This window comes from Halorhodospira abdelmalekii (assembly GCF_016583625.1).
Taxonomy (GTDB): domain Bacteria; phylum Pseudomonadota; class Gammaproteobacteria; order Nitrococcales; family Halorhodospiraceae; genus Halorhodospira; species Halorhodospira abdelmalekii.
This window is the reverse complement of record NZ_NRRN01000006.1, coordinates 1-18,673: the sequence shown is the minus strand read 5'-3', so window position 1 is coordinate 18,673 and position 18,673 is coordinate 1. Positions and strand designations below refer to the sequence as shown.

The 18,673-nt window shown below is 65.1% G+C and carries 17 protein-coding genes and 1 pseudogene; 14 read left to right on the top strand and 4 right to left on the bottom strand.

Annotated elements, in window-relative coordinates; all coding sequences use genetic code 11:
- Nucleotides 1-13: 13 nt before the first annotated feature.
- Entirely contained in the window at nucleotides 14-1,507 is a 1,494-nt protein-coding gene (locus tag CKO15_RS02280; RefSeq protein WP_200192094.1) for a PhoH family protein, read from the top strand.
- Nucleotides 1,508-1,547: 40 nt separating this feature from the next.
- Here CKO15_RS02280 and CKO15_RS02275 read toward each other — a convergent pair whose 3' ends face one another.
- The gene (locus CKO15_RS02275) at nucleotides 1,548-2,639 is read right to left on the bottom strand and encodes an AI-2E family transporter (RefSeq protein WP_200192093.1); all 1,092 of its coding nucleotides are present in this window, start codon (nucleotides 2,637-2,639) and stop codon (nucleotides 1,548-1,550) included.
- 68 nt (nucleotides 2,640-2,707) lie between these two features.
- Here CKO15_RS02275 and CKO15_RS02270 point away from each other — a divergent pair, with 68 nt between their 5' ends.
- The 3 genes from CKO15_RS02270 (at nucleotide 2,708) to CKO15_RS02260 (ending at nucleotide 6,389) form a co-directional block, all read left to right on the top strand.
- Nucleotides 2,708-4,165: a M48 family metalloprotease gene (locus tag CKO15_RS02270; protein WP_200192092.1), complete on the top strand. Its 1,458-nt coding sequence runs from the start codon at nucleotides 2,708-2,710 to the stop codon at nucleotides 4,163-4,165.
- A gap of 86 nt (nucleotides 4,166-4,251) precedes the next feature.
- Nucleotides 4,252-5,268, top strand: coding sequence for a poly(R)-hydroxyalkanoic acid synthase subunit PhaE (locus tag CKO15_RS02265; protein WP_200192090.1), 1,017 nt, complete (start codon nucleotides 4,252-4,254; stop codon nucleotides 5,266-5,268).
- Nucleotides 5,265-6,389 (top strand): alpha/beta fold hydrolase, encoded by a 1,125-nt coding sequence (locus CKO15_RS02260; protein ID WP_242464503.1) that lies wholly within the window; start codon nucleotides 5,265-5,267, stop codon nucleotides 6,387-6,389. Before CKO15_RS02265 ends, CKO15_RS02260 begins: the two co-directional genes overlap by 4 nt.
- A gap of 562 nt (nucleotides 6,390-6,951) precedes the next feature.
- Here CKO15_RS02260 and phbB read toward each other — a convergent pair.
- The gene (gene phbB / locus CKO15_RS02255) at nucleotides 6,952-7,698 is read right to left on the bottom strand and encodes an acetoacetyl-CoA reductase (RefSeq protein ID WP_200192088.1); all 747 of its coding nucleotides are present in this window, start codon (nucleotides 7,696-7,698) and stop codon (nucleotides 6,952-6,954) included.
- Between the two features lie 385 nt (nucleotides 7,699-8,083).
- Here phbB and phaR point away from each other — a divergent pair, with 385 nt between their 5' ends.
- Complete coding sequence (gene phaR / locus CKO15_RS02250; RefSeq protein WP_200192086.1) at nucleotides 8,084-8,737, top strand: polyhydroxyalkanoate synthesis repressor PhaR; 654 nt, start codon at nucleotides 8,084-8,086, stop codon at nucleotides 8,735-8,737.
- 80 nt (nucleotides 8,738-8,817) lie between these two features.
- Nucleotides 8,818-9,717, top strand: a complete 900-nt coding sequence (locus CKO15_RS02245; protein ID WP_200192084.1) for an HDOD domain-containing protein — start codon at nucleotides 8,818-8,820, stop codon at nucleotides 9,715-9,717.
- A gap of 16 nt (nucleotides 9,718-9,733) precedes the next feature.
- Here CKO15_RS02245 and pabB read toward each other — a convergent pair whose 3' ends face one another.
- Nucleotides 9,734-11,149: an aminodeoxychorismate synthase component I gene (gene pabB, locus CKO15_RS02240; RefSeq protein ID WP_242464502.1), complete on the bottom strand. Its 1,416-nt coding sequence runs from the start codon at nucleotides 11,147-11,149 to the stop codon at nucleotides 9,734-9,736.
- A gap of 171 nt (nucleotides 11,150-11,320) precedes the next feature.
- Here pabB and CKO15_RS02235 point away from each other — a divergent pair, with 171 nt between their 5' ends.
- From CKO15_RS02235 to CKO15_RS02200, 8 genes are all read left to right on the top strand, one after another.
- Nucleotides 11,321-12,064: a YebC/PmpR family DNA-binding transcriptional regulator gene (locus CKO15_RS02235; protein WP_200192082.1), complete on the top strand. Its 744-nt coding sequence runs from the start codon at nucleotides 11,321-11,323 to the stop codon at nucleotides 12,062-12,064.
- 90 nt (nucleotides 12,065-12,154) lie between these two features.
- Nucleotides 12,155-12,667 carry a crossover junction endodeoxyribonuclease RuvC gene (ruvC, locus tag CKO15_RS02230; RefSeq protein WP_200192080.1) on the top strand — a complete coding sequence of 171 codons (513 nt, stop codon included), beginning with the start codon at nucleotides 12,155-12,157 and terminating at the stop codon, nucleotides 12,665-12,667.
- Nucleotides 12,664-13,299, top strand: a complete 636-nt coding sequence (gene ruvA / locus CKO15_RS02225) for a Holliday junction branch migration protein RuvA (RefSeq protein ID WP_200192078.1) — start codon at nucleotides 12,664-12,666, stop codon at nucleotides 13,297-13,299. The genes ruvC and ruvA overlap by 4 nt, the downstream gene beginning before the upstream one ends.
- Nucleotides 13,300-13,308: 9 nt before the next feature.
- Nucleotides 13,309-14,367, top strand: coding sequence for a Holliday junction branch migration DNA helicase RuvB (gene ruvB / locus CKO15_RS02220; protein ID WP_200192076.1), 1,059 nt, complete (start codon nucleotides 13,309-13,311; stop codon nucleotides 14,365-14,367).
- A gap of 81 nt (nucleotides 14,368-14,448) precedes the next feature.
- Entirely contained in the window at nucleotides 14,449-15,003 is a 555-nt protein-coding gene (locus CKO15_RS02215) for a disulfide bond formation protein B (protein ID WP_200192074.1), read from the top strand.
- A gap of 178 nt (nucleotides 15,004-15,181) precedes the next feature.
- Complete coding sequence (locus CKO15_RS02210; RefSeq protein WP_200192072.1) at nucleotides 15,182-15,844, top strand: penicillin-binding protein activator LpoB; 663 nt, start codon at nucleotides 15,182-15,184, stop codon at nucleotides 15,842-15,844.
- Nucleotides 15,845-15,850: 6 nt separating this feature from the next.
- Nucleotides 15,851-17,197, top strand: coding sequence for a COG3014 family protein (locus tag CKO15_RS02205; RefSeq protein ID WP_200192070.1), 1,347 nt, complete (start codon nucleotides 15,851-15,853; stop codon nucleotides 17,195-17,197).
- Nucleotides 17,197-18,372: an LPP20 family lipoprotein gene (locus tag CKO15_RS02200; RefSeq protein WP_200192068.1), complete on the top strand. Its 1,176-nt coding sequence runs from the start codon at nucleotides 17,197-17,199 to the stop codon at nucleotides 18,370-18,372. The genes CKO15_RS02205 and CKO15_RS02200 overlap by 1 nt, the downstream gene beginning before the upstream one ends.
- A 113-nt stretch (nucleotides 18,373-18,485) precedes the next feature.
- Here the strand turns inward: CKO15_RS02200 and CKO15_RS02195 are convergent.
- Nucleotides 18,486-18,673, bottom strand: a pseudogene (locus tag CKO15_RS02195) (RNA-guided endonuclease TnpB family protein); the annotation flags it as partial.

Sequence of the window (18,673 nt, the reverse complement as noted above, 5' to 3'; positions counted from 1 at the left end):
AGTGGACCGAATCGTGCCACACCGATCGCGCGCAGCCAATCGCCGCCGCATCTACATCCTGGACACCTCGGTCCTCGTCCACGACCCGACCGCCCTGTTCCGTTTCAAGGAGCACGACGTCTGCCTGCCGGCAGCGGTGCTCGAAGAGCTCGATGCGGCCAAGGAGGGGCTCTCCGAGGTCGCCCGCAACGCCCGGCAAACGAGTCGTTTCCTCGACGCCATGCTCACCGGCTACGCCCCGGATCAACTACACGCTGGCGTTCCCATCGGGGCGGGCGGCATCTCAAACCACGACTCGGGTAAAGACGCGGGCAACGGCTCAAGCAGCGCTGAGACGAACGGCCACTCCAGTGGTGGCAACTCCAGCAGCGACACAGGCACGGCCAGCCCGCCTGGCGAGCCGGCCGGCTTGCTCTTTTTCGAGATGAGCAGCGGCGGCCGCGGCGACAGCGCCATTCTCGCCGCCGTCGATACGCTGCAGCGCCGCCTCCCAGGCCACGAACCGATCCTCGTCTCCAAGGATATCAATCTGCGCATCCGCGCCCAGGTCAGCGGCATCGCCGCCGAGGACTATGAGAGCGATCGCGTTATCGACGATATCGATCTGTTACCGACCGGTATCGACCCAATCCCCGCTGCCACTTGGCGCCAAGCAGAGGCGCTCGCTGCCGGTTCCTTCCGCCTGCCGCTCCCGCCCGATGCGGCGTGGCGGCGCAACCAGTGCCTCTACCGCAGCGACGAGGGTGAGACCCACTACGAAGGGATCGTCACGGCCATCGACCGGGCTGCTGGCTACGCCGAACTGGCACCGGTTCGCGACTTTCGCTCGGCCGCTACGGTCTGGGGGGTGCGGGCACGCAATCGCGAGCAGAACTTCGCCCTGCACCTGCTCATGGATCCGGAGATCGACCTGGTCACTCTCCTTGGCAGCGCCGGCACCGGCAAGACCCTCTTGGCCTTGGCCGCCGGACTCAGCCAGACCCTCGATGCGCCGCGCTACCGCGAGGTCATCGCCACCCGCGCCACCGTCGCCATCGGCGAGGAGATCGGCTACCTACCCGGCACCGAAGAGGAGAAGATGACGCCGTGGATGGGCGCCCTCATGGACAACTTAGAGGTGCTCGCCGCCCCGAACGGTCCTGGCGGGGCGGGCAGCGCCGGCGATTGGGGCCGCGCTGCGAGCGCCGATCTGCTGCATACGCGGGTGCGCATCCGCTCGCTGAGTTTTATGCGCGGGCGCACCTTTCTTGAGAAGTTCGTCATTCTGGATGAGGCGCAGAACCTCACCGCCAAGCAGATGAAGACGCTCATTACGCGGGCCGGCCCCGGCACCAAGGTCGTCTGCCTCGGCAACATCGGGCAGATCGACACCCCTTACTTGACCGAGGCGACCTCCGGACTGACCTACGTCGTCGATCGCCTGAAAGGATGGCCACACAGCGGCCACGTCACCTTGCAGCGGGGCGAGCGTTCGCGCTTGGCCGACTACGCCTCGGCCGTGCTCTGATAACGCCGCTGCGACTCGACTCGCCGCTGGCCGCTGCTAGCTAACGGGCCACCTCGGCCTCCCCCACCCCTTCATCGGGCGGCGGTCGTCGCCGCACCCACGCCTTGATGATCGCCTGAACAAAGGTCGCCAGCGGAATCGCGAAAAAGACCCCCCAAAACCCCCACAACCCGCCGAAGACGAGGATCGAACTGATGATCGCCACCGGATGAAGGTCGACCACCTCAGAAAAGAGCAGCGGCACTAGAACGTTGCCATCAAGGGCCTGAATGATCAAATAGGCAACGACGACATAGAAAAACTGATCGGAGATACCGAACTGGAAGTAGGCAATCAGCGTCACCGGCAGGGTCACGGCAAAGGCCCCGAGATAGGGGATGATGACCGAGAGGCCCGTTGCCACCGCCAAGAGCATAGCGAACTGCAGCCCAAGCAAGGAGAAGGTGATGTAGGTCACCAGCCACACGATCAAGATCTCGATAAACTTGCCGCGCACGTAGTTGCCGATCTGCAGATCGACTTCGCCCCACACCTCAGAAGCCAACGCCCGATGGCGCGGCAGATGATTGGTCACCCACCGGAGCAGCTTGTCTTTATCTTTGAGGAAGAAGAAGACGAGAAAGGGCACGAGGATCGCGTAGATGATCAGTGTGCCCAGCACCAGCAGCGACTGAACCGTTACCGAGGTGACTGCCCGCTGCCCCCAGTCGGTGATCTCGCGGCGCGCCGCATCGAGCATCTCGCGCACCTGCGACTCGGAGAAGAGCTGCGGATAGCGCTCGGGCAGTTGCAGCACCAACATCTGGCCCTGGGTCAGGATCGCCGGGAGTTGATCGACCAGCTGCGCCACCTGCCGATAGAGCAACGGCACCAGGGCGAAGAGCACCAACACCAGGAAGGTCGTCAAGAAGAGGATCACGACGGTGACTGCGAGCAACCGCGGCACCCCTACTCGCTCGAAGAAGCGCACCAGCCCCTCCAGCAGATAGGCGATCACCAGGGCGGCGATCACCGGTGCCAGCATCCCGCCCAGGGCCATCAGCGCAAACAACCCAACCAGCAGCAGGACGCTGAACGCCACAATCTGCGGATCGTCGAATGTACGCTTCAACCAGTTGCGGATCAGCTCCAACGGGTGGCCCTCCGGTGTGTGGGCTGCGATGATACAGCGTTATCATAACCGTTTCGCAAGAGGTTGCCATGCTGCACCGCTTTCGGCCATCGCTGCAGGGAGCCGTCTTCGCCATGCTGCTACTCAGCCTCGCCCCGGCTGCGACCGCCGAGGAGCTGCGGCTGCCGCAACTCGGCGCACCGGGCGGCGAGGCGCTGCCGGTGCATAAGGAGCGCCAGCTCGGCTCCGATATCATGGCGCAACTACGGCGCCACTTGCCGCTGCTCGAAGACCCAGAGATCGAGCAGTACATCAACGACCTCGGGCAGCGACTGGTCGCCCACAGCCACGCCCCCGATTACGACTTCTACTTTTTCGTCGTCGAAGATGAAAACATCAACGCATTCGCTCTACCCGGCGGCTACATCGGCATCCACCGCGGGCTGATTCGCGAGACCACCTCCGAAAGCGAACTCGCCGCCGTCATCGCCCACGAGATCGCCCACGTCACCGAACGCCACATCGCCCGGCAGCTGGCCCAGGCGCAGCGCCATACGCTGCAGAGCGCCGCGGCCATACTCGCGGCGATCGTGATCGGGGCGCACGATCCACAGGCGGGAACGGCCGCGGCGATGGCCGGAATGGCCGCACCGCTGCAGGAGCAGCTGCGTTACTCGCGCGAGCACGAACTAGAGGCCGATCGCACGGGGCTGCGCAATCTAGCCGCCGCCAACCTCGACCCGCACGGCATGCCGTCGTTCTTCCGGCGCCTGGCCGAGGCGAGCCGCTACGCCGAACAGCCGCCCGAGTACCTACAGACCCACCCATTGACACAGCGGCGTATCACCGAGAGCCAGAACCTCGCCCAGCGCCTTGCCGGCGGCGAAGTCATCGAGAGCGGCCACCACCCCTTTATCCGCGCCCGTCTGGCGGTTCAGAGCCACGAACGGGGGCGCACCAGCGCAGTGGCCCACATGGATGAGCAGCTGCGCCGCGCCCGCACCCCGGGCGAGCGCAGCGGCGCCATCTACGGCTTGGCCTTGGCCCTCGCTCAGGAGGAGCAAGCGTATGCCCAGGCTCTCGCCCTCCTCGACACCCTCAGTGCAATCGACGGCGAACGACTCTTTGTGCTACTAGCCCGTGGCGAGATCTTGCGCGCCGCCGAACGCCCCGAGACGGCCTTGGAGGCCTACGCCCAGGCCCGCGCACTCTACCCCGATAGCCGCGCTGCACTCCAGCGCCAGGCGCAGACCCTGCTGCACCTCGATCGCGCCGAGGAGGCTCGGCGGCTGCTTACCCACTTCGGCCGCAGCGACGATCCAAGCCTGGCCCCCCTGCTGCGCCTCTACGCTGAGGCTGCGCACGCGAGCGGCCGCGAGGCCGAGGGCTACATCGCCTACGCGCGCTTCCACTATCTACGCGGCGACACCCGGCTGGCACTAGCCCAGCTCGATAACGCCATCCGCTACGCAGACGACAATCGCTACCGCCGCGCCCAAGCCGAGGCCCTACGCGAGCGCTGGCAGCAGGAGCACAGCGCACGCTAAGCTGGTCGTTTACTACAGCATACTCTGCGCACCGCTTACGGCCGACTGCCGAGAGCACCCGGCAGTAGAGACGATAAAGAGAGCCCATGGAGAGAGGAGAGTCTTTCAGCACCCTGTGGCTCGAACAGATCGACGCCATGCAGGCGCTCAGCGAGCTTTGGCAAGCGTTAGCAACGCCTCCTGCGGCCGACGACGGTACACAGGCGGCGGCAGCGGAGCGTAGCGCGGCTATCGCCGAGGCGTGCACTCGCCTGCAAGAACGACTCGATACCCTCTTTGCCCAGGCCCAACGGGCCGCGACGGCGCTCGCGCGCGAGCCCGGCGACCATCCGTCGTGGCCGTGGACGCTGCCTCTGGAGTGGGAGCCACTGCGCACCCTCGCCCGCTTCGGCCCGCTGCAGACCGAGCAGCAACGCGGCGTCGAGTGCGCCGCCGCCGCGCAGCGCTGCCTGCAGGCCCAGCTGCACTGCCTGGAACTGCTTCACGAAAGCGCCTGCAAGGGAGTCGAGCGGCTGCAACAGCGCCTGCATCCCACCCCCCCGGCAGCCGCTGATACCGCCACGACAGGGGCCACGACAGGGTCAGCCACCAGCGGGCCTGCCACCAGCGGGCCGGAATCAGCGGGCGCACAACGGGAGGCATCAGAGGCATCAGGGACGGTCGACACCGGACGCAGTGAGCCGCCACCGGGCGAAGCGGCCGCGGACCAGCGCGCACGCCCAGAGAGCCTGCGAGCACTCTATCAGCTCTGGCTCGAAGAGAGCGAACAGGCCTACGAAGAGCTACTGGCCGACCCGCGCTGGAGTCGCGCCTTTAGCGAGCTGATGGCGGCCACTACGGAGCTGATCGCCGGCTACCAGGAGGGACTGGATCGCCACTTACAGGCCCTCGATCTGCCCAATCGCAGCGACTTCCTCGATACGCAACGCCGGCTCGATCGGCTCGAACGTGAGCAGCCACTGCAGGAGCGCGATCGCACCGCTGCGCTCTCCGCCGAAGTGGCGCGACTACAGCGAGAGGTCGCGGAGCTGCGCGCCGACCTAACCGAACTGCGCCGGCTCTACGCGCACCACCCGGGCGCGAAGGGCCGCAACAAACCATGATGGATCCGCCCATCGATCCGCTGCGGGCACAGGGAGAGATCGGCGACTGGCAGCAGCGCCTAGCCCGCGCCCTGGAGGCAGCCGAACGCCTCCCGGCGCCCACCGCCGGGGTCACTCCGGTCGATGTGCGGTTGCCGATCGGCCGGCGGGCCGAGCTGCTCGGCTACTATCCGGGCGGCGATTGGCAGGGTAAAGATTCCGCCGCCCCCCCAAGCGAGGAGACCGCGCCTTCCCCACAACGGCAAGAACGCCCCCCGGTGCTGATTGTCTACTCGCTGGTCAACCGCCCCTTTATTCTCGATCTGACCGCGGAGCGCTCCTGGATTCGCCGGCTGCGCGCTGCCGGGCACCCGGTCTATCTGCTCGATTGGCGCGAACCGCAAGGCGCCGACCGGTTTATCAGCCTCGATGAGCATATCGACGGCGGCCTCGCGGCGGCCGCCGTGACGATCGCCGATCGCCATGACGGTCAGAAACCCCATCTTCTCGGTATCTGTCAGGGCGGAACCTTCGCACTCTGCCTGGCCGCCCTCCGGCCAAACCTACTCAAGCGTCTCGTGTTGCTCGTCACCCCGGTCGATTTCGCCACCCCCGAGGACCGGCTCAGCCAGCTGGCACAGGGACTCGACTTTGAGCGCATCGGCGAACGCCTCGGCAACATCAGCGCCCACTGGCTCAACGCCTTCTTTGTCGCACTCAAGCCCTACCGCTTGCTCTCGCAGCGCTATCTCGACTTTCCGGAGCTCGCCGAGCAGCCACAGGCACTTGAAGACTTCATGCGCTTAGAGCGCTGGATGTACGACAGTCCGCGTCAACCGCGGGCGGCCTTTACGCAGTTTGCGCGCGACTTCTACCAGCGCAATGGGCTGCTGAACGGCACCCTAGAACTCTGCGGCGAGCCGCTCACACTGGACCAGGTCCGCGCCCCCACGCTGAACATCTACGCAGCTCATGATCACCTCGTGCCGGCCGCCGCCGCGCAAGCGCTGAGAGACCACATCGGCACCCCGCACTACCGCGAGATCGCCTTTGCAGGAGGACATTTGGGCGTCTTTATCAGTCGCCGCGCCCACCGTGAACTGCTCCCGGAGGTGCTGGCCTGGCTCGCCACCGGTCCTTAATCCGCCCCACCACCTGTGCATCACGAATCCCTAGCTTATTCCACTCTTGCATAATGTCGTACAGATAGGGACAATGCGCCTTCCTCTGGGCGCAGCGGGTGTCGGACTGACCGGTTCAGGCCAATCGACCCCGATTGTGGCCGTGTTGCAGCAGAAGACGGGCTCTTGAGGATGGGCCTACAGGTGACGTGGTGCTACCGGGCCGCAGACGCAGGACGGGTGGATATCCACAAAAAAAGAACCCCCTCCCATGAGAGGGGGCTAAGCTTGGCGACGAGTGGTCTCCCCAGAGTAGGGAGACGCCGCCAGGAGGAGATCGGTCACAAAACCTATAACAACCTGCATCCGTGATCGGCATCACGACATCCCCGACCTACATCCGGCCCAGCGGTGGACGATGGGCCTGGGGCGCGCTTTCGGAGGAAGCCTACCGCTTCCTCTGGCTCTTTGATGCCTATCCGATGCTGCCGTGCAGCATGATAGGGCGTTCAGGTTTGCCTGTCAACGCCTTTTTGTTGCTTCGCGGGGAGTCCTTTCCCCAGCCCGAGGGTCCGTGAGAGCCTTAGAAGCTACAGAACTGCGCGCCGTTAACCGGGATATTCGCACCGTTGATGAAGGCCGACTCATCCGCTGCCAGGAAGGCGATGACCCGGGCAATCTCATCGGGCCGTGCCATCCGCCCGGCCGGGATCTGGGCCACGATCTGCTGCCGCACCTCTTCCGCGATCTTCCCCGTCATGCTGGTCTCGACATACCCGGGAGAGACGGTATTGGCGGTGATCCCTTTGCGCGCGCCCTCTTTTGCCAGGGCCATGGTGAAGCCGTGCATCCCAGCCTTGGAGGCCGAGTAGTTTGCCTGGCCAAACTGCCCGGTTTGGCCGTTGACCGAGGCGACGTTGACGACCCGCCCAAAGCCACGCTCGCGCATCCCGTTGATAAACTGCCGCGTTACATTGAAGACGCTGTCGAGATTGACATCAAGCACCGCTTGCCAATCTTCGCTCTTCATCTTATGCAGGAAGGTATCGCGCGTAATCCCGGCGAGATTAACCAGCACGTCGACCGCACCGTGCTCACGCTCGACCTCTTCGGCCATGCGTACACAGGCGTCGTGGTCGGCCACATTACAGACGACGTACGCCACTTCGTGGCCCTGTTGGCGCATTTGCGCTTGCCACTCGGCAATTCCTTCGGCCTCAGGATCAACGCAGGTCGTCACCACGCGGTAGCCAGCACTCGCCAGTGCTGCACACACCGCCGTGCCGATATCGCCGTTACCCCCGGTTACCAATGCCAATCGACCGGCCATAATGCCTCCCTCTCGTTAGTTAATGAATCATGCATTGACGACGGACGCGCACACCGGCCGCGGCGCACACGTTCGGCGTCATGCTACACCAAGCGGGCCTATGCCGCCTAGTTGTGCATTGCAGCACCAGCTATGCGACAATTGCCCCACACAGGTTGTTCGCCCCAGGCCCACCCGAGCCGCTGTTCATGTGCTGCTCGGCGCCGATCGAGACACGCGCTACACCACGGCACCGCTCTCGGGGGCGCCGCTCGGGACACGCACTACACTATGGCTGCAACCGACGACGCGCGACCGGTTCGCGTCAAACACACTGAGAGTCGTGCGCCAGCCCGCGCCAACTCGCATCCAGTTGTCACACTGTTCACTTGGGAGCCTCTTAACCATGTCCGAGCCACGCACCATCAAGAAGTACCCCAATCGGCGACTTTACGACACCGCCATCTCCAGCTATATCACCCTGGCTGATGTCAAACACTTGGTACTCGAAGGGGTCGACTTCCAGGTCATCGACGCCAAAAGCCATGAAGACCTTACGCGCAGCATCTTGCTGCAAATCATTAGCGAGGAGGAGGAAGGCGGCCGACCGATCTTCTCCAGCCAGCTCCTCGCTCAGCTGATTCGCGCCTACGGCGGTAACATGCAGAGCATGCTCACTAGCTACCTAGAGAAGAGTCTGGAACTGTGGGGCGAGCAGCAGCGCGCCTTCCACGAGCGCACCCGGGAACTGATGGACCACAACCCGATGACGCTCATGACGCAGATCGCCGAAAGCAATTTAACGATGTGGCGGCAGTTGAGCGGCCAAGCCGCCGACACCCAAGCTAGACGCCGGACCGAGAGCCAGACCGAGGGGGCGGCCCAGAACCAAACCCAAAACCAAACCCAGGATCACCCCCAAAACCAGGGCCAAGCCAAAGACCGAGCCGAGCGCACAAGCAGCACACGCACGCGCCGCACCACCGGAGCAAGGGGCACGCACGGTGAGGGGGCAGGCAGCGACAAGGGGGGCAGCAACAAGGGAGGGCGCGGCGGATAGCGGTACCGCGCGATTACAGGCAGAGCACCGCGGCGCAATTTGGTAGAATGCCTCAAAATGTTTCGCCCGAGAGTCGCCCCATGCCAGATGATCGCCACACCGGAACCTCCGCCGCCGGCCTACTCGCCACCACCGATACCCTGCCGGTGCTCCCCTACATTGCGCACGAGATCTTGGTCACCACCAGTACCAACGATGTGGATATTGCCACCGTGGCTAAGGTTCTCGGGCGCGAGCCAGGACTAACGGCGCGCATCATCGCCGTTGCCAACTACGCCTTTTTCAGCCGCCGAGAAACGATCTATTCGCTCGAACGGGCGATCATGCGCATCGGCTTGAATCGGGTGCGTGTCCTCGCCACCTCGTTGCTGCTCAATCAGGTTTTCGATACGAGCAAGTGCCCGGCCTTCCACCTCGAACGCTACTGGTACGAATCGATCGCTACTGCCTTTTGCGCCGCCCGCCTCGCACCGCACACCCTCCCCGAGCACGGCTCCGAAGCCGCCTACCTCGGCGGTGTACTGCATAACATCGGTTTGCTCTTACTCGTACACGTCTTTCCAAACGCTATGAACGACATCCTCAGCCGTCGCCAGGATGAACCAGACCGCCCCCTCTCTTTGCTTACTTTTCAGGAGCTTGGGTGCGACTACCACGAGGCCGGCGAGATGCTGCTGCACGAGTGGCAACTGCCCGAGGCGATCGTCGCCGTGGCTGGCGGACCGGAGCGCAACCGCTACGGCGCCCCCGCTGCGCGCGGCGCACCGGGAACGCACGGCCGACTGATCGAGACCGTAGAGTTTGCCCACCATTGGGTACAGGCAGGCCTTGAGGGGATCGAAGCGCCAGCCGCGCTGCAGATCGAGGCGACCACACTGCAGCGTATCGGTGCCGCTTGCGCCGAGGAGCACGAGCCCCTTGCGGCCTTTGCCCGTCTGCTCGCAGGCAACGATACCCGCTCGCCAGCGACACGCCACTAATCGCTCAGCAGCGGCATCAGCGCTGTCGCTGCCCCGCACCGCCCGCGCACGCGCCGAGAAAGGCGGCCGCCTTATCCAGCGTCTCCTGGAACTCGGCAGTGGCAGTCGAGTCGACCACAACCGCGCCGCCCGCCCAGTAAGTCAGCTGCCCGCGCGCGCAGACAGCGGTACGGATGGCGATGTTGCTATCCATCCGGCCATCGGCACCGATATAGCCGATCGTCCCGCAGTAGAGACCGCGCGGCCCCGGCTCAAGCGCCTCGATGATCTCGACCGCACGGCGTTTCGGGGCGCCGGTCACCGAGCCTCCAGGTAGAGCGTCGCGCAGCAGATCGAGCGGCGAGGCGGGCGCGGCGAGCGTGCCGGTCACCGTGCTGATCAGGTGGTGGACGGTGGCAAAGCGGTGCGGTTGACAGAGTTCAGGCACGCGCACCGTCCCCGGAATGCAGTGTTTGCCGAGGTCGTTGCGCAGCAGATCGACGATCATCACGTTCTCGGCGCGCTCTTTAGCACTGGCACAGAGTGCTCGGCGCTGCGCCTCATCGCTCGGCGCATCGTGCCCGCGCGGGCGAGTCCCCTTGATCGGCTGCGTCAGCACTTGCCCGGCCTCATCGACGGCGATAAAGCGCTCCGGCGAGAGGCTGAGCACGGCGTGACCGGGCCAGCGCAGCCACGCCCCGAAGGGGGCCGGCGCACGCTGGCGCAGGGCCAAATAGGCCTGCTGCGGATCGCCGCGATAGGCGGCGCGAAAGCGACGCGCTAGGTTAATTTGGTAGCAGTCGCCGGCGTGTAGGTAGTCCTGAACGCGTTGAAAGGCGTTCAGGTAGCCGGCCCGATCCGGCTCGGCAAGGGTCTCACCCAGCAGCGGCGGCGAGGCGCCTCCCCCCCCTCCACACGGCTCCGCGTTGCGCCGCCGCCGTTGTAAGCGGCGCACGACGCTGCGCAGCCACGCCCGATCGAGACGCGAACCCACCGCCACACTACTCCGCTGCTGATGATCGGTGACGATGGCCGACTCGTAGAAGCCGACCGCCATCTCGGGCAGGCTCGAAGACGCACCGGCAACCCGGAGCAGGCGTCGCCCTAGATCGTAAGAGAAGTAGCCGAGCGCACCGCCGACGAAGGGCAGCTGCGGATCGCTCGCCACCGCCGGGCGCTGCGCGAGCCAGGCTTGAAGATGGGCGATCGGATCGCCGCGCAGCAGTCGACAGCGCCCCTGCTCACGCAGCTGCGTGACACCGCCACGGGCAAATAGGGTGGCCACCGGGCGGGCAACCAGGATATCGAAGCGGCCGTGGCCGAGGCCCGGATACCCGGAGTCGAGCCACGCCGACCACGGCTCATTACCGAGGGCGGCCAGCGCAGCCCGGGCATCACCGATATAGGGCAGGCTCTCGTAGTGCAGCGGTTGCGGTTGTGCTGGCATAGGCATCGCAGACGATCAACTACTCCCGCTGAAAAGGCGGAAACCGTCAAGACAAGCTAGATTGACTGCGGAGAGTGGTGAAAGTGCGCTACGTTTGCAACAATTTATGATGATACAATTGCCCGTTTAGGAGTGAGCAAAGTCCACTGAGGCAGCAGCGAGGAGCCCCCCAGCGCCATGGCCGGACACAGCAAATGGGCGAACATCAAGCACCGTAAGGCGGCACAGGACGCCAAGCGTGCCAAGATTTTCACTAAGCATATCCGGGAGATCACTGTCGCGGCACGCATCGGCGGCCCCGATCCGGAGACCAACGCCCGACTGCGCCTTGCCTTAGACCGCGCCTTCGCCGTCAACCTGCCGAAAGATCGCGCCGATGCCGCCATCAAGAAGGGCGCCGGTCTAGAGGAGACCGACCACTACGAAGAGATCCGCTATGAGGGGTACGGTCCCGGCGGCACCGCCATCATGGTCGACTGCATGACCGATAACCGCAACCGCACCGTCTCCGAGGTGCGTCACGCCTTCACCAAACACGGCGGCAAACTCGGCACCGACAACTCGGTCGCCTACCTCTTTCAGGAGTGCGGCGTGCTGCTCTTCGCACCTGAGACCGACAGCGAACAGGTGCTAGAGGTCGCCCTTGAGGCCGGCGCCGACGACCTCGTCGAGAACGAAGACGGCTCGACCGAGGTGCTGACCGCACCGGCGAGTTATCATACGGTGCGCGAGGCCTTGCTTGCCGCCGGGCTCGAGCCGGCCGCCGCCGATATCACCCAGCGACCCGATCTAACCGTGCCGGTTGCCGGCGACGACGCCGAGAAGACCGCCAAGCTGATCGACCGCCTGGAAGACCTCGACGATGTCCAGAGCGTCTATACCAACGCCGAGCTGCCGGAGGAGGCCTTCGCAGCCGAGTAGACACAACCGGCCAGAGCAAGCCGTCAGCACAGCGGCAGCCACACCGGGCGACGACAATCACACACTGCAAGAGCGAGCGACAGAGGGCAGATGACTCGCATTCTCGGCATCGACCCCGGCTCCCGAGTGACCGGCTACGGCATCATCGAACTCGGTGAACCGCTGCGGCTCATTGCCGAGGGCACCCTGCGCCTTGCCCGCACCGCACCGCTCGCCGAACGCCTCGGCGCCATCCACCGCGGCATCGGCGAGGTCATCGCCCTGCACCACCCTGATGAGGTCGTCTTGGAGCGCGTCTTCGTCCACCGCAACGCCGATACCGCGCTCAAGCTCGGCCACGCCCGTGGCGCCGCGCTGACGGCCTGCGTCGGCGCCGTGCTGCCGATCGCCGAGTACGCCCCGGCGCAGATCAAACAGGCCATCGTCGGCCGCGGCCGCGCCGACAAACAGCAGATCGGCTACATGGTGCGCGTCCTGCTCGGGCTGCGCACCCAGCCGGCCGAGGACGCCGCCGATGCCCTCGCCGTTGCCCTCTGTCATGCCCACCACCGCCGCTCCCCGATCGCTCAGGCGGCCGCTGCAAGCGCGGGGTCGAACCGATGATCACGCAGCTGCGCGGCCGCCTCCTCGATCAGCGCCCGCCGGCGCTGATCCTCGATGTCGGCGGCGTCGGCTACGAGCTCGATGCCCCCCTCTCGACCCACGAACAGCTCCCAGAGCGGGGCCAAGAGGTCACCCTCCACACCCACTTGAGCGTGCGCGAGGACGGCTTCACCCTCTACGGCTTTTGCAACCGCAACGAACGCGATCTCTTTCGACGCCTTATTCGCATCTCTGGAGTCGGCCCGAAACTGGCCTTAGCGCTGCTCTCCGGGCTCGATGGCCGGGAGCTGATACGCTGCGTGCGCGACGACGACGCCAAGCGCCTCACCGCCATCCCCGGGGTCGGCCGCAAGACCGCCGAGCGGCTGATCGTCGAGCTGCGCGATCGCCTCGAAGGCCTCGGTTGGAGCGCCGATGCCGCTGCGGTGGACGGGGCGAGCGCCGCTGACGATGCCACTGCCTCCTTTCCCGGCAGCAGCGAGTTCGAACAGGCGGTCGACGGGCTGCAGGCGCTCGGCTACAAGCCGGCCGAGGCCGTCCGCATGGCCCGCAGCGTGGCCACAGACGAGATGAGCTGCGAGACGATCATTCGCCGCGCCCTGCAACGCAGCCTCGCCGGTCGGAGCGGGTAAAATCGAGCCATGCTCAGCGCAGATCAGCAACTGCCATCCGCCTCCGGGCGTATCGTCAACGGCGCCTCCGAACAGGGGCAAGAGGCGGTATTGGAGCGCGCCCTGCGGCCGCATTCGCTCGCCGAGTACATCGGTCAGCACGGGGTGCGCGGTCAGCTCGAGATCTTTATCCAGGCAGCCCGCGGCCGCAGCGAACCGCTCGATCACACCCTGCTCTTCGGCCCACCGGGGCTCGGTAAGACGACGCTCGCCTACATCGTCGCTCACGAGATGGGGGCGAACCTGCGCCAAACCTCCGGCCCGGTGCTCGACCGTCCCGGTGATCTCGCCGCCATCTTAACCAACCTTGAGCCGGGCGATGTCCTCTTTATCGATGAGATCCACCGTCTCTCGGCGGTCGTCGAGGAGGTTCTTTATCCAGCGATGGAGGACTTTCGCATCGATATCGTCATCGGCGAGGGGCCGGCGGCTCGCTCCATCAAGCTCGAACTGCCCCCGTTTACTCTGGTCGGTGCAACCACCCGCGCCGGTCTCCTGACCTCGCCGCTGCGTGATCGCTTCGGCATCGTGCAACGGCTCGCCTACTATCCGGTCAGTGAGTTGACCGCGATCGTCGAACGTTCCGCACAGCGTCTCGGCGTGACGACCGTTGCCGCCGGGGCGGCGGAGATCGCCCGCCGGGCACGCGGCACCCCGCGGGTAGCCAACCGCCTACTGCGCCGGGTGCGCGACTTTGCCGAGGTGCGCGCCGATGGGCAGATCACTGCTGAGGTCGCGGCTGAGGCGATGGAGATGTTGAATGTCGATCGACACGGCCTCGACGAGCAGGATCATCGCCTGCTCCAAGCACTGGTGCATAAGTTCGGCGGCGGTCCGGTTGGGCTCGACAATCTGGCGACCGCCATCGGCGAGGAGCGTGGCACCCTTGAGGATGTCGTCGAACCTTACCTGATCCAGGAGGGCTACCTGATGCGCACCCCGCGTGGTCGCACGGCAACGACCCATACCTACGCGCTCCTGGGGCTCGAACCGAGCAGCGGGGCCACTCCGGACCTATTCTCCGGTTGACCCCCCCCTCCGCTCCAGGAAAGCGGGGCTTTTCGCGCAAGCGGCCTTAAACAGTTAAGCAGAGTGAGGAGTGGGGCTGTTATGCACACGCTTGATGAGATCAGCACTCGCAGCCGCCGCCTGCTGGGGGGGGTCGCACTGGTGGCGGCGCTCGCCGGCGCCGTCGTCGCCGCTGCGGAACACTGGGGAGGGCTGGTGCCGTGCTCGCTGTGCTGGACCCAGCGGGGAATCTTGGCGCTGTTGATGCTGATCGCGCTGCTCGGTTTCCTGCTCTGGCCGCGCCGCCGTTGGGGACTGTGGGTGTTGCTCGGGGCGTTGCTAACGACGGCGCTAGGCGGCATCGCGGTGGCAACGCGCCACCTCTACGTGATGTGGAATCCAGACGTCGTCGACTGCGGCATGAGTCCCGAGGTCATGCTACAGCTTTTGCCGTGGCGTGAGGTCTTAATCGAGTTAGTCACCGGCAATACCGACTGTGCCGAGGCCGCCGCGCTGTTCGGCATACCGCTGCCGATCGCAAGCTGGATCGGTTTTGTGACGCTGGGGGGGGTGTCGGTCTATGCCATCCTCCGGACTCTCCGCGCCGCGGGCCGAACCGCTGGCAGTCAGAGCGGCGACCGGCGACGGACAGGCTAGGCTCGTTTAAGCACCGCCCCTTGCCAATACCAGACTCATTGCCAAGCGCATTGCCAAGCGCATTGCCAAATGCGTTGCCAAACTCAAGGGAATGGGCTAGGTTGGCGGGCAGTGCACTCCCTCCCTGCCGGACCTTGATTCGCCTCAGTGCCGAGAACTCAGCTAACAGCACAGCGCCATGAGCAGATCTCAATCCAACAACCGCCGCGCAGACCTCAGTTCGCCACCGCTTACGGCGGCGCCGCGGCTCTGGAGTCAGGTCGCTGCCATCGTCCTGATAGCCGCCCTCTTGGCGGCCTGTGGCCACTCAGTCAAACGGATCGACCGGGATGCCGAGCACGACCTCTCTGGACGATGGAACGACTTGGATTCGCGTTTAGTCGCCGAGGAGATGGTCGCCGATGCCCTCGACCGTGCCTGGCTGCGTGACTTTCAGCGCCAGCACGGCGAGCGGCCCACTGTGATCGTCGGCAGCGTCCGCAACCTCAGCCACGAGCACATCAACACCCGCACCTTTGTCAACGACATCCAGCGCGAGCTGATCAACTCCGGACGGGTCGACTTCGTCGCCGATGCGCGGCAACGCGAACAGATCCGCGAAGAGCGCCGCGACCAGGATCTGCACGCCAGCGCCGAAAGCCGCAAGGCGATGGGCGAAGAGTTGGGCGCCGATTTCATGCTGCTCGGCTCAATCAACTCCATCATCGACCAAGAGGGGAGACGCCAGGTCCGCTACTACCAAGTCGATATGGAGCTCATCAGCTTAGCCGATAACCGCAAGGTCTGGATCGGCAACAAAGAGATCCGCAAGCTGATACGCTCGGCCTCGGTGCGGCCGTGATCGATCATGTGCCGAGCGCTGCGACGAGCCCGCAGCAGCGGCCTAGCGTTCTGCCTAGCGGTGCTGCTCGGCGCTGCACTCTCCGGCTGCACCACCTACGGTGAACGGATGGCCGCCGTCGAAGCGGCCGTGCAAGATGGCGATCCGCAGCGGGCCCTGACGCTGCTCGATGAGCGCCCCGGCGGCAGCGGCGATCGCGTCGTCGACTTGCTCAACCGCGGTGCTCTACTACGCATGGCCGGCAAGTTCGAGGCGAGCAACCAGGCACTGGAGGCAGCACACAACGCCATCGCCGAGGTCGATCCGCTGAGCGTGACCGAACAGATCGGCAGTCTGACGGTAGGCGAAACCGCTTTCGCTTACGCCGGCGCCCCCCATGACCGTATCCTGCTGCACCTGATCAAGGCCTTCAACTACCTCGACCTGGGGGATAGCGAAGCAGCTCGGGTCGAGATCCTGCGGATCGACCTGCGCCTGCAGCGCTTGGCTGATGAGCAGAGCCGCTCAGCCTATCGGCGCGACCCCTTCGCACACTACCTCAGCGGACTGATCTTTGAGCATCTCGGTGAGCCAGACCAAGCGTTGGTGGCGTACCGACTGGCCGAACAGGCCTACCAGGAGCAGAGCGAACGTCTGGGGATCGTGGTGCCAACGGCGCTGCAGCTGGACCTGCTCCGCCTAGCCGATGCATTCGGCCTGGACGAGGAACGAGCGCAGTGGCAGGAGCGCTTCGCGCTCGATGACTGGCCTGATCCGGCGACACATCGACAACAGGCGCACGTCGTCGTCATCAGTGGCGTGGGGCTGGCCCCACGCAGACGCGAACAGAGCACGGCGGTACAGGACGACAAAGGACGCATCCACAGTATCGCCCTGCCCTACTACGAACCGCGGCAACGAGCCGTTCACTCGATCGAGCTGCGCGGTCCGGAAGCAGCGATCTCTGCAGAACCGGTCCACGACATCGACGCCGTTGCCCGCATCCTGCTCGATGAGCAACAGGCCGTGCTCGTCGCGCGGGCATTGGCGCGGCTGCTGGTGCAAAAAGAGCTGATTGACCAGGCCCGCGAGGTCAACCCGGCCGCCGGCCTAGCTATGAACATCTTCACCCTGGCTGCCGACCGGGCCGACACCCGCACCTGGGGGATGCTGCCGGCGCGCTACTATATGGCCCGTGTGAGCCTGCCGCCCGGTGAACACTGCCTGGAACTGGTCTACCGAGGGCCGAGCAACCACACTCTAAATCGAACCTCGTTAGGCTGCATCGAGTTGGCAGCCGACACCTATCACTTTATCTTTGATCGCTGGGTCTCGAAGCGGACCGGCTCCGTAACCCGCCGGGAGGGGATGTGATGCGATTGACCCGTTGCACCCGTTACAGAGTCAGCCGCGGCCTGCCGAGTGACGAAGAGGAGCCCGCAAAACGGATCTTGTGGGGGCAACACCCAACGCTGGGACTGCCGTTCCTGGCCGTACTGGCCGTACCGGCCAAACTGGCTGCCCTAACCGCACTGGCCACAGCAGCCGTCCTATTGGCGACCGGCTGTGCCGGGGGCGATACGCGCTCCGAAGAGAGACCGGAGTGGGTCACCGGGGCCGAACCGGCCGCCTATCCGCGAACACGCTACCTGATCGCGGTAGGCTCGGCGGAGAGCCGTGAGTCGGCACAAGATCACGCCCGGGCCGAACTTGCCCGCATCTTTAAGGTGCAGGTCGCAGCGATCTCGCAACGCCACGAACGCCTAACAATTGGTGAGGAGAGAAATGGGGGACAGACCCCTTTTTCCCACGAGCAGTGGGAGTGGCAGATTGAGACGCAGACCGCAGCGACCCTGCGCGGGGTTGAGTTCGGGGAGACGTGGCGCGATCCGCAGTCGGGCGACTACCACGTCCTAGCAGTACTCGAGCGGCAGCGGGCAGCGAGCGCACTGCGCGAAGAGATGGCCGCACTGGATCGCGTCACCACCCAGGCGCTGGAACAGGCCGATGCGGCGACCGACCGGCTGCGGTCACTGGCTGCCCTAGCTCGCGGAGTGGCTGCTCAGCGTCAGCGCGCCGAACACCAAGAAGCGCTGCGGGTGTTGACCGGGGCCGGTATGCCGGCGCGCTACGAGCTGTCGCTACTGGAGGCGCAGCTCGGCTCTAAAGCGGCCGCCATCCCTATTCGGACCCAAGCGCGAGGGCAACACGCCGGTCGAGTTACCCAACTTTTGAAGGCGGCGGTGACCGAAGCCGGTTTTAAGGGTGCTGAGGGAACGAACTGTCGTGACGCCTACCGACTGGAAGCAGAGCTGGAACTCGACGATCTAGGTCAGCGCGACGGCTGGTATTGGCAACGTGGCGGGCTGACGCTGCGGCTGCTCGACCCGGCCGGCGAGCCCCGCGCCGAACGACGCTGGCCGATTCGCAGCGCCGCTACCGATCGCGCCACCGCGGAGCGCCGCGCCCTGGAAGAGGTCGCTGAGCACTTCAGCAGCGACTTCCGCGGTCTTGTTATTGAACTGGCGACGGGCCAAAACAACCACTGACTCTAAGCGCCTTCGTGCCTGCGGTTTCGTGCCTGCGGCTGGATTTGCGTGCGGGGAAACGAGCCTAAGCATACGCCGCTTTACTGTTCTTTACACTTTTACTGCTCCGAATTTCATACTCGAAAGTGCTCATTCGGTGATTCGCTCTCCGTTGATAGCACCCGGGTGTGACCGGGCGAGCAACTGGAGTCCTGGTTGAGCAGTCCCAACCGGAGGCGCTCAGTCCGTTCCAGCAAGATCGCCTTGACCCGCTTGAACGGAGTGAACCGCTCAATATCCGGGTCAAACAACCGTGCTAGCA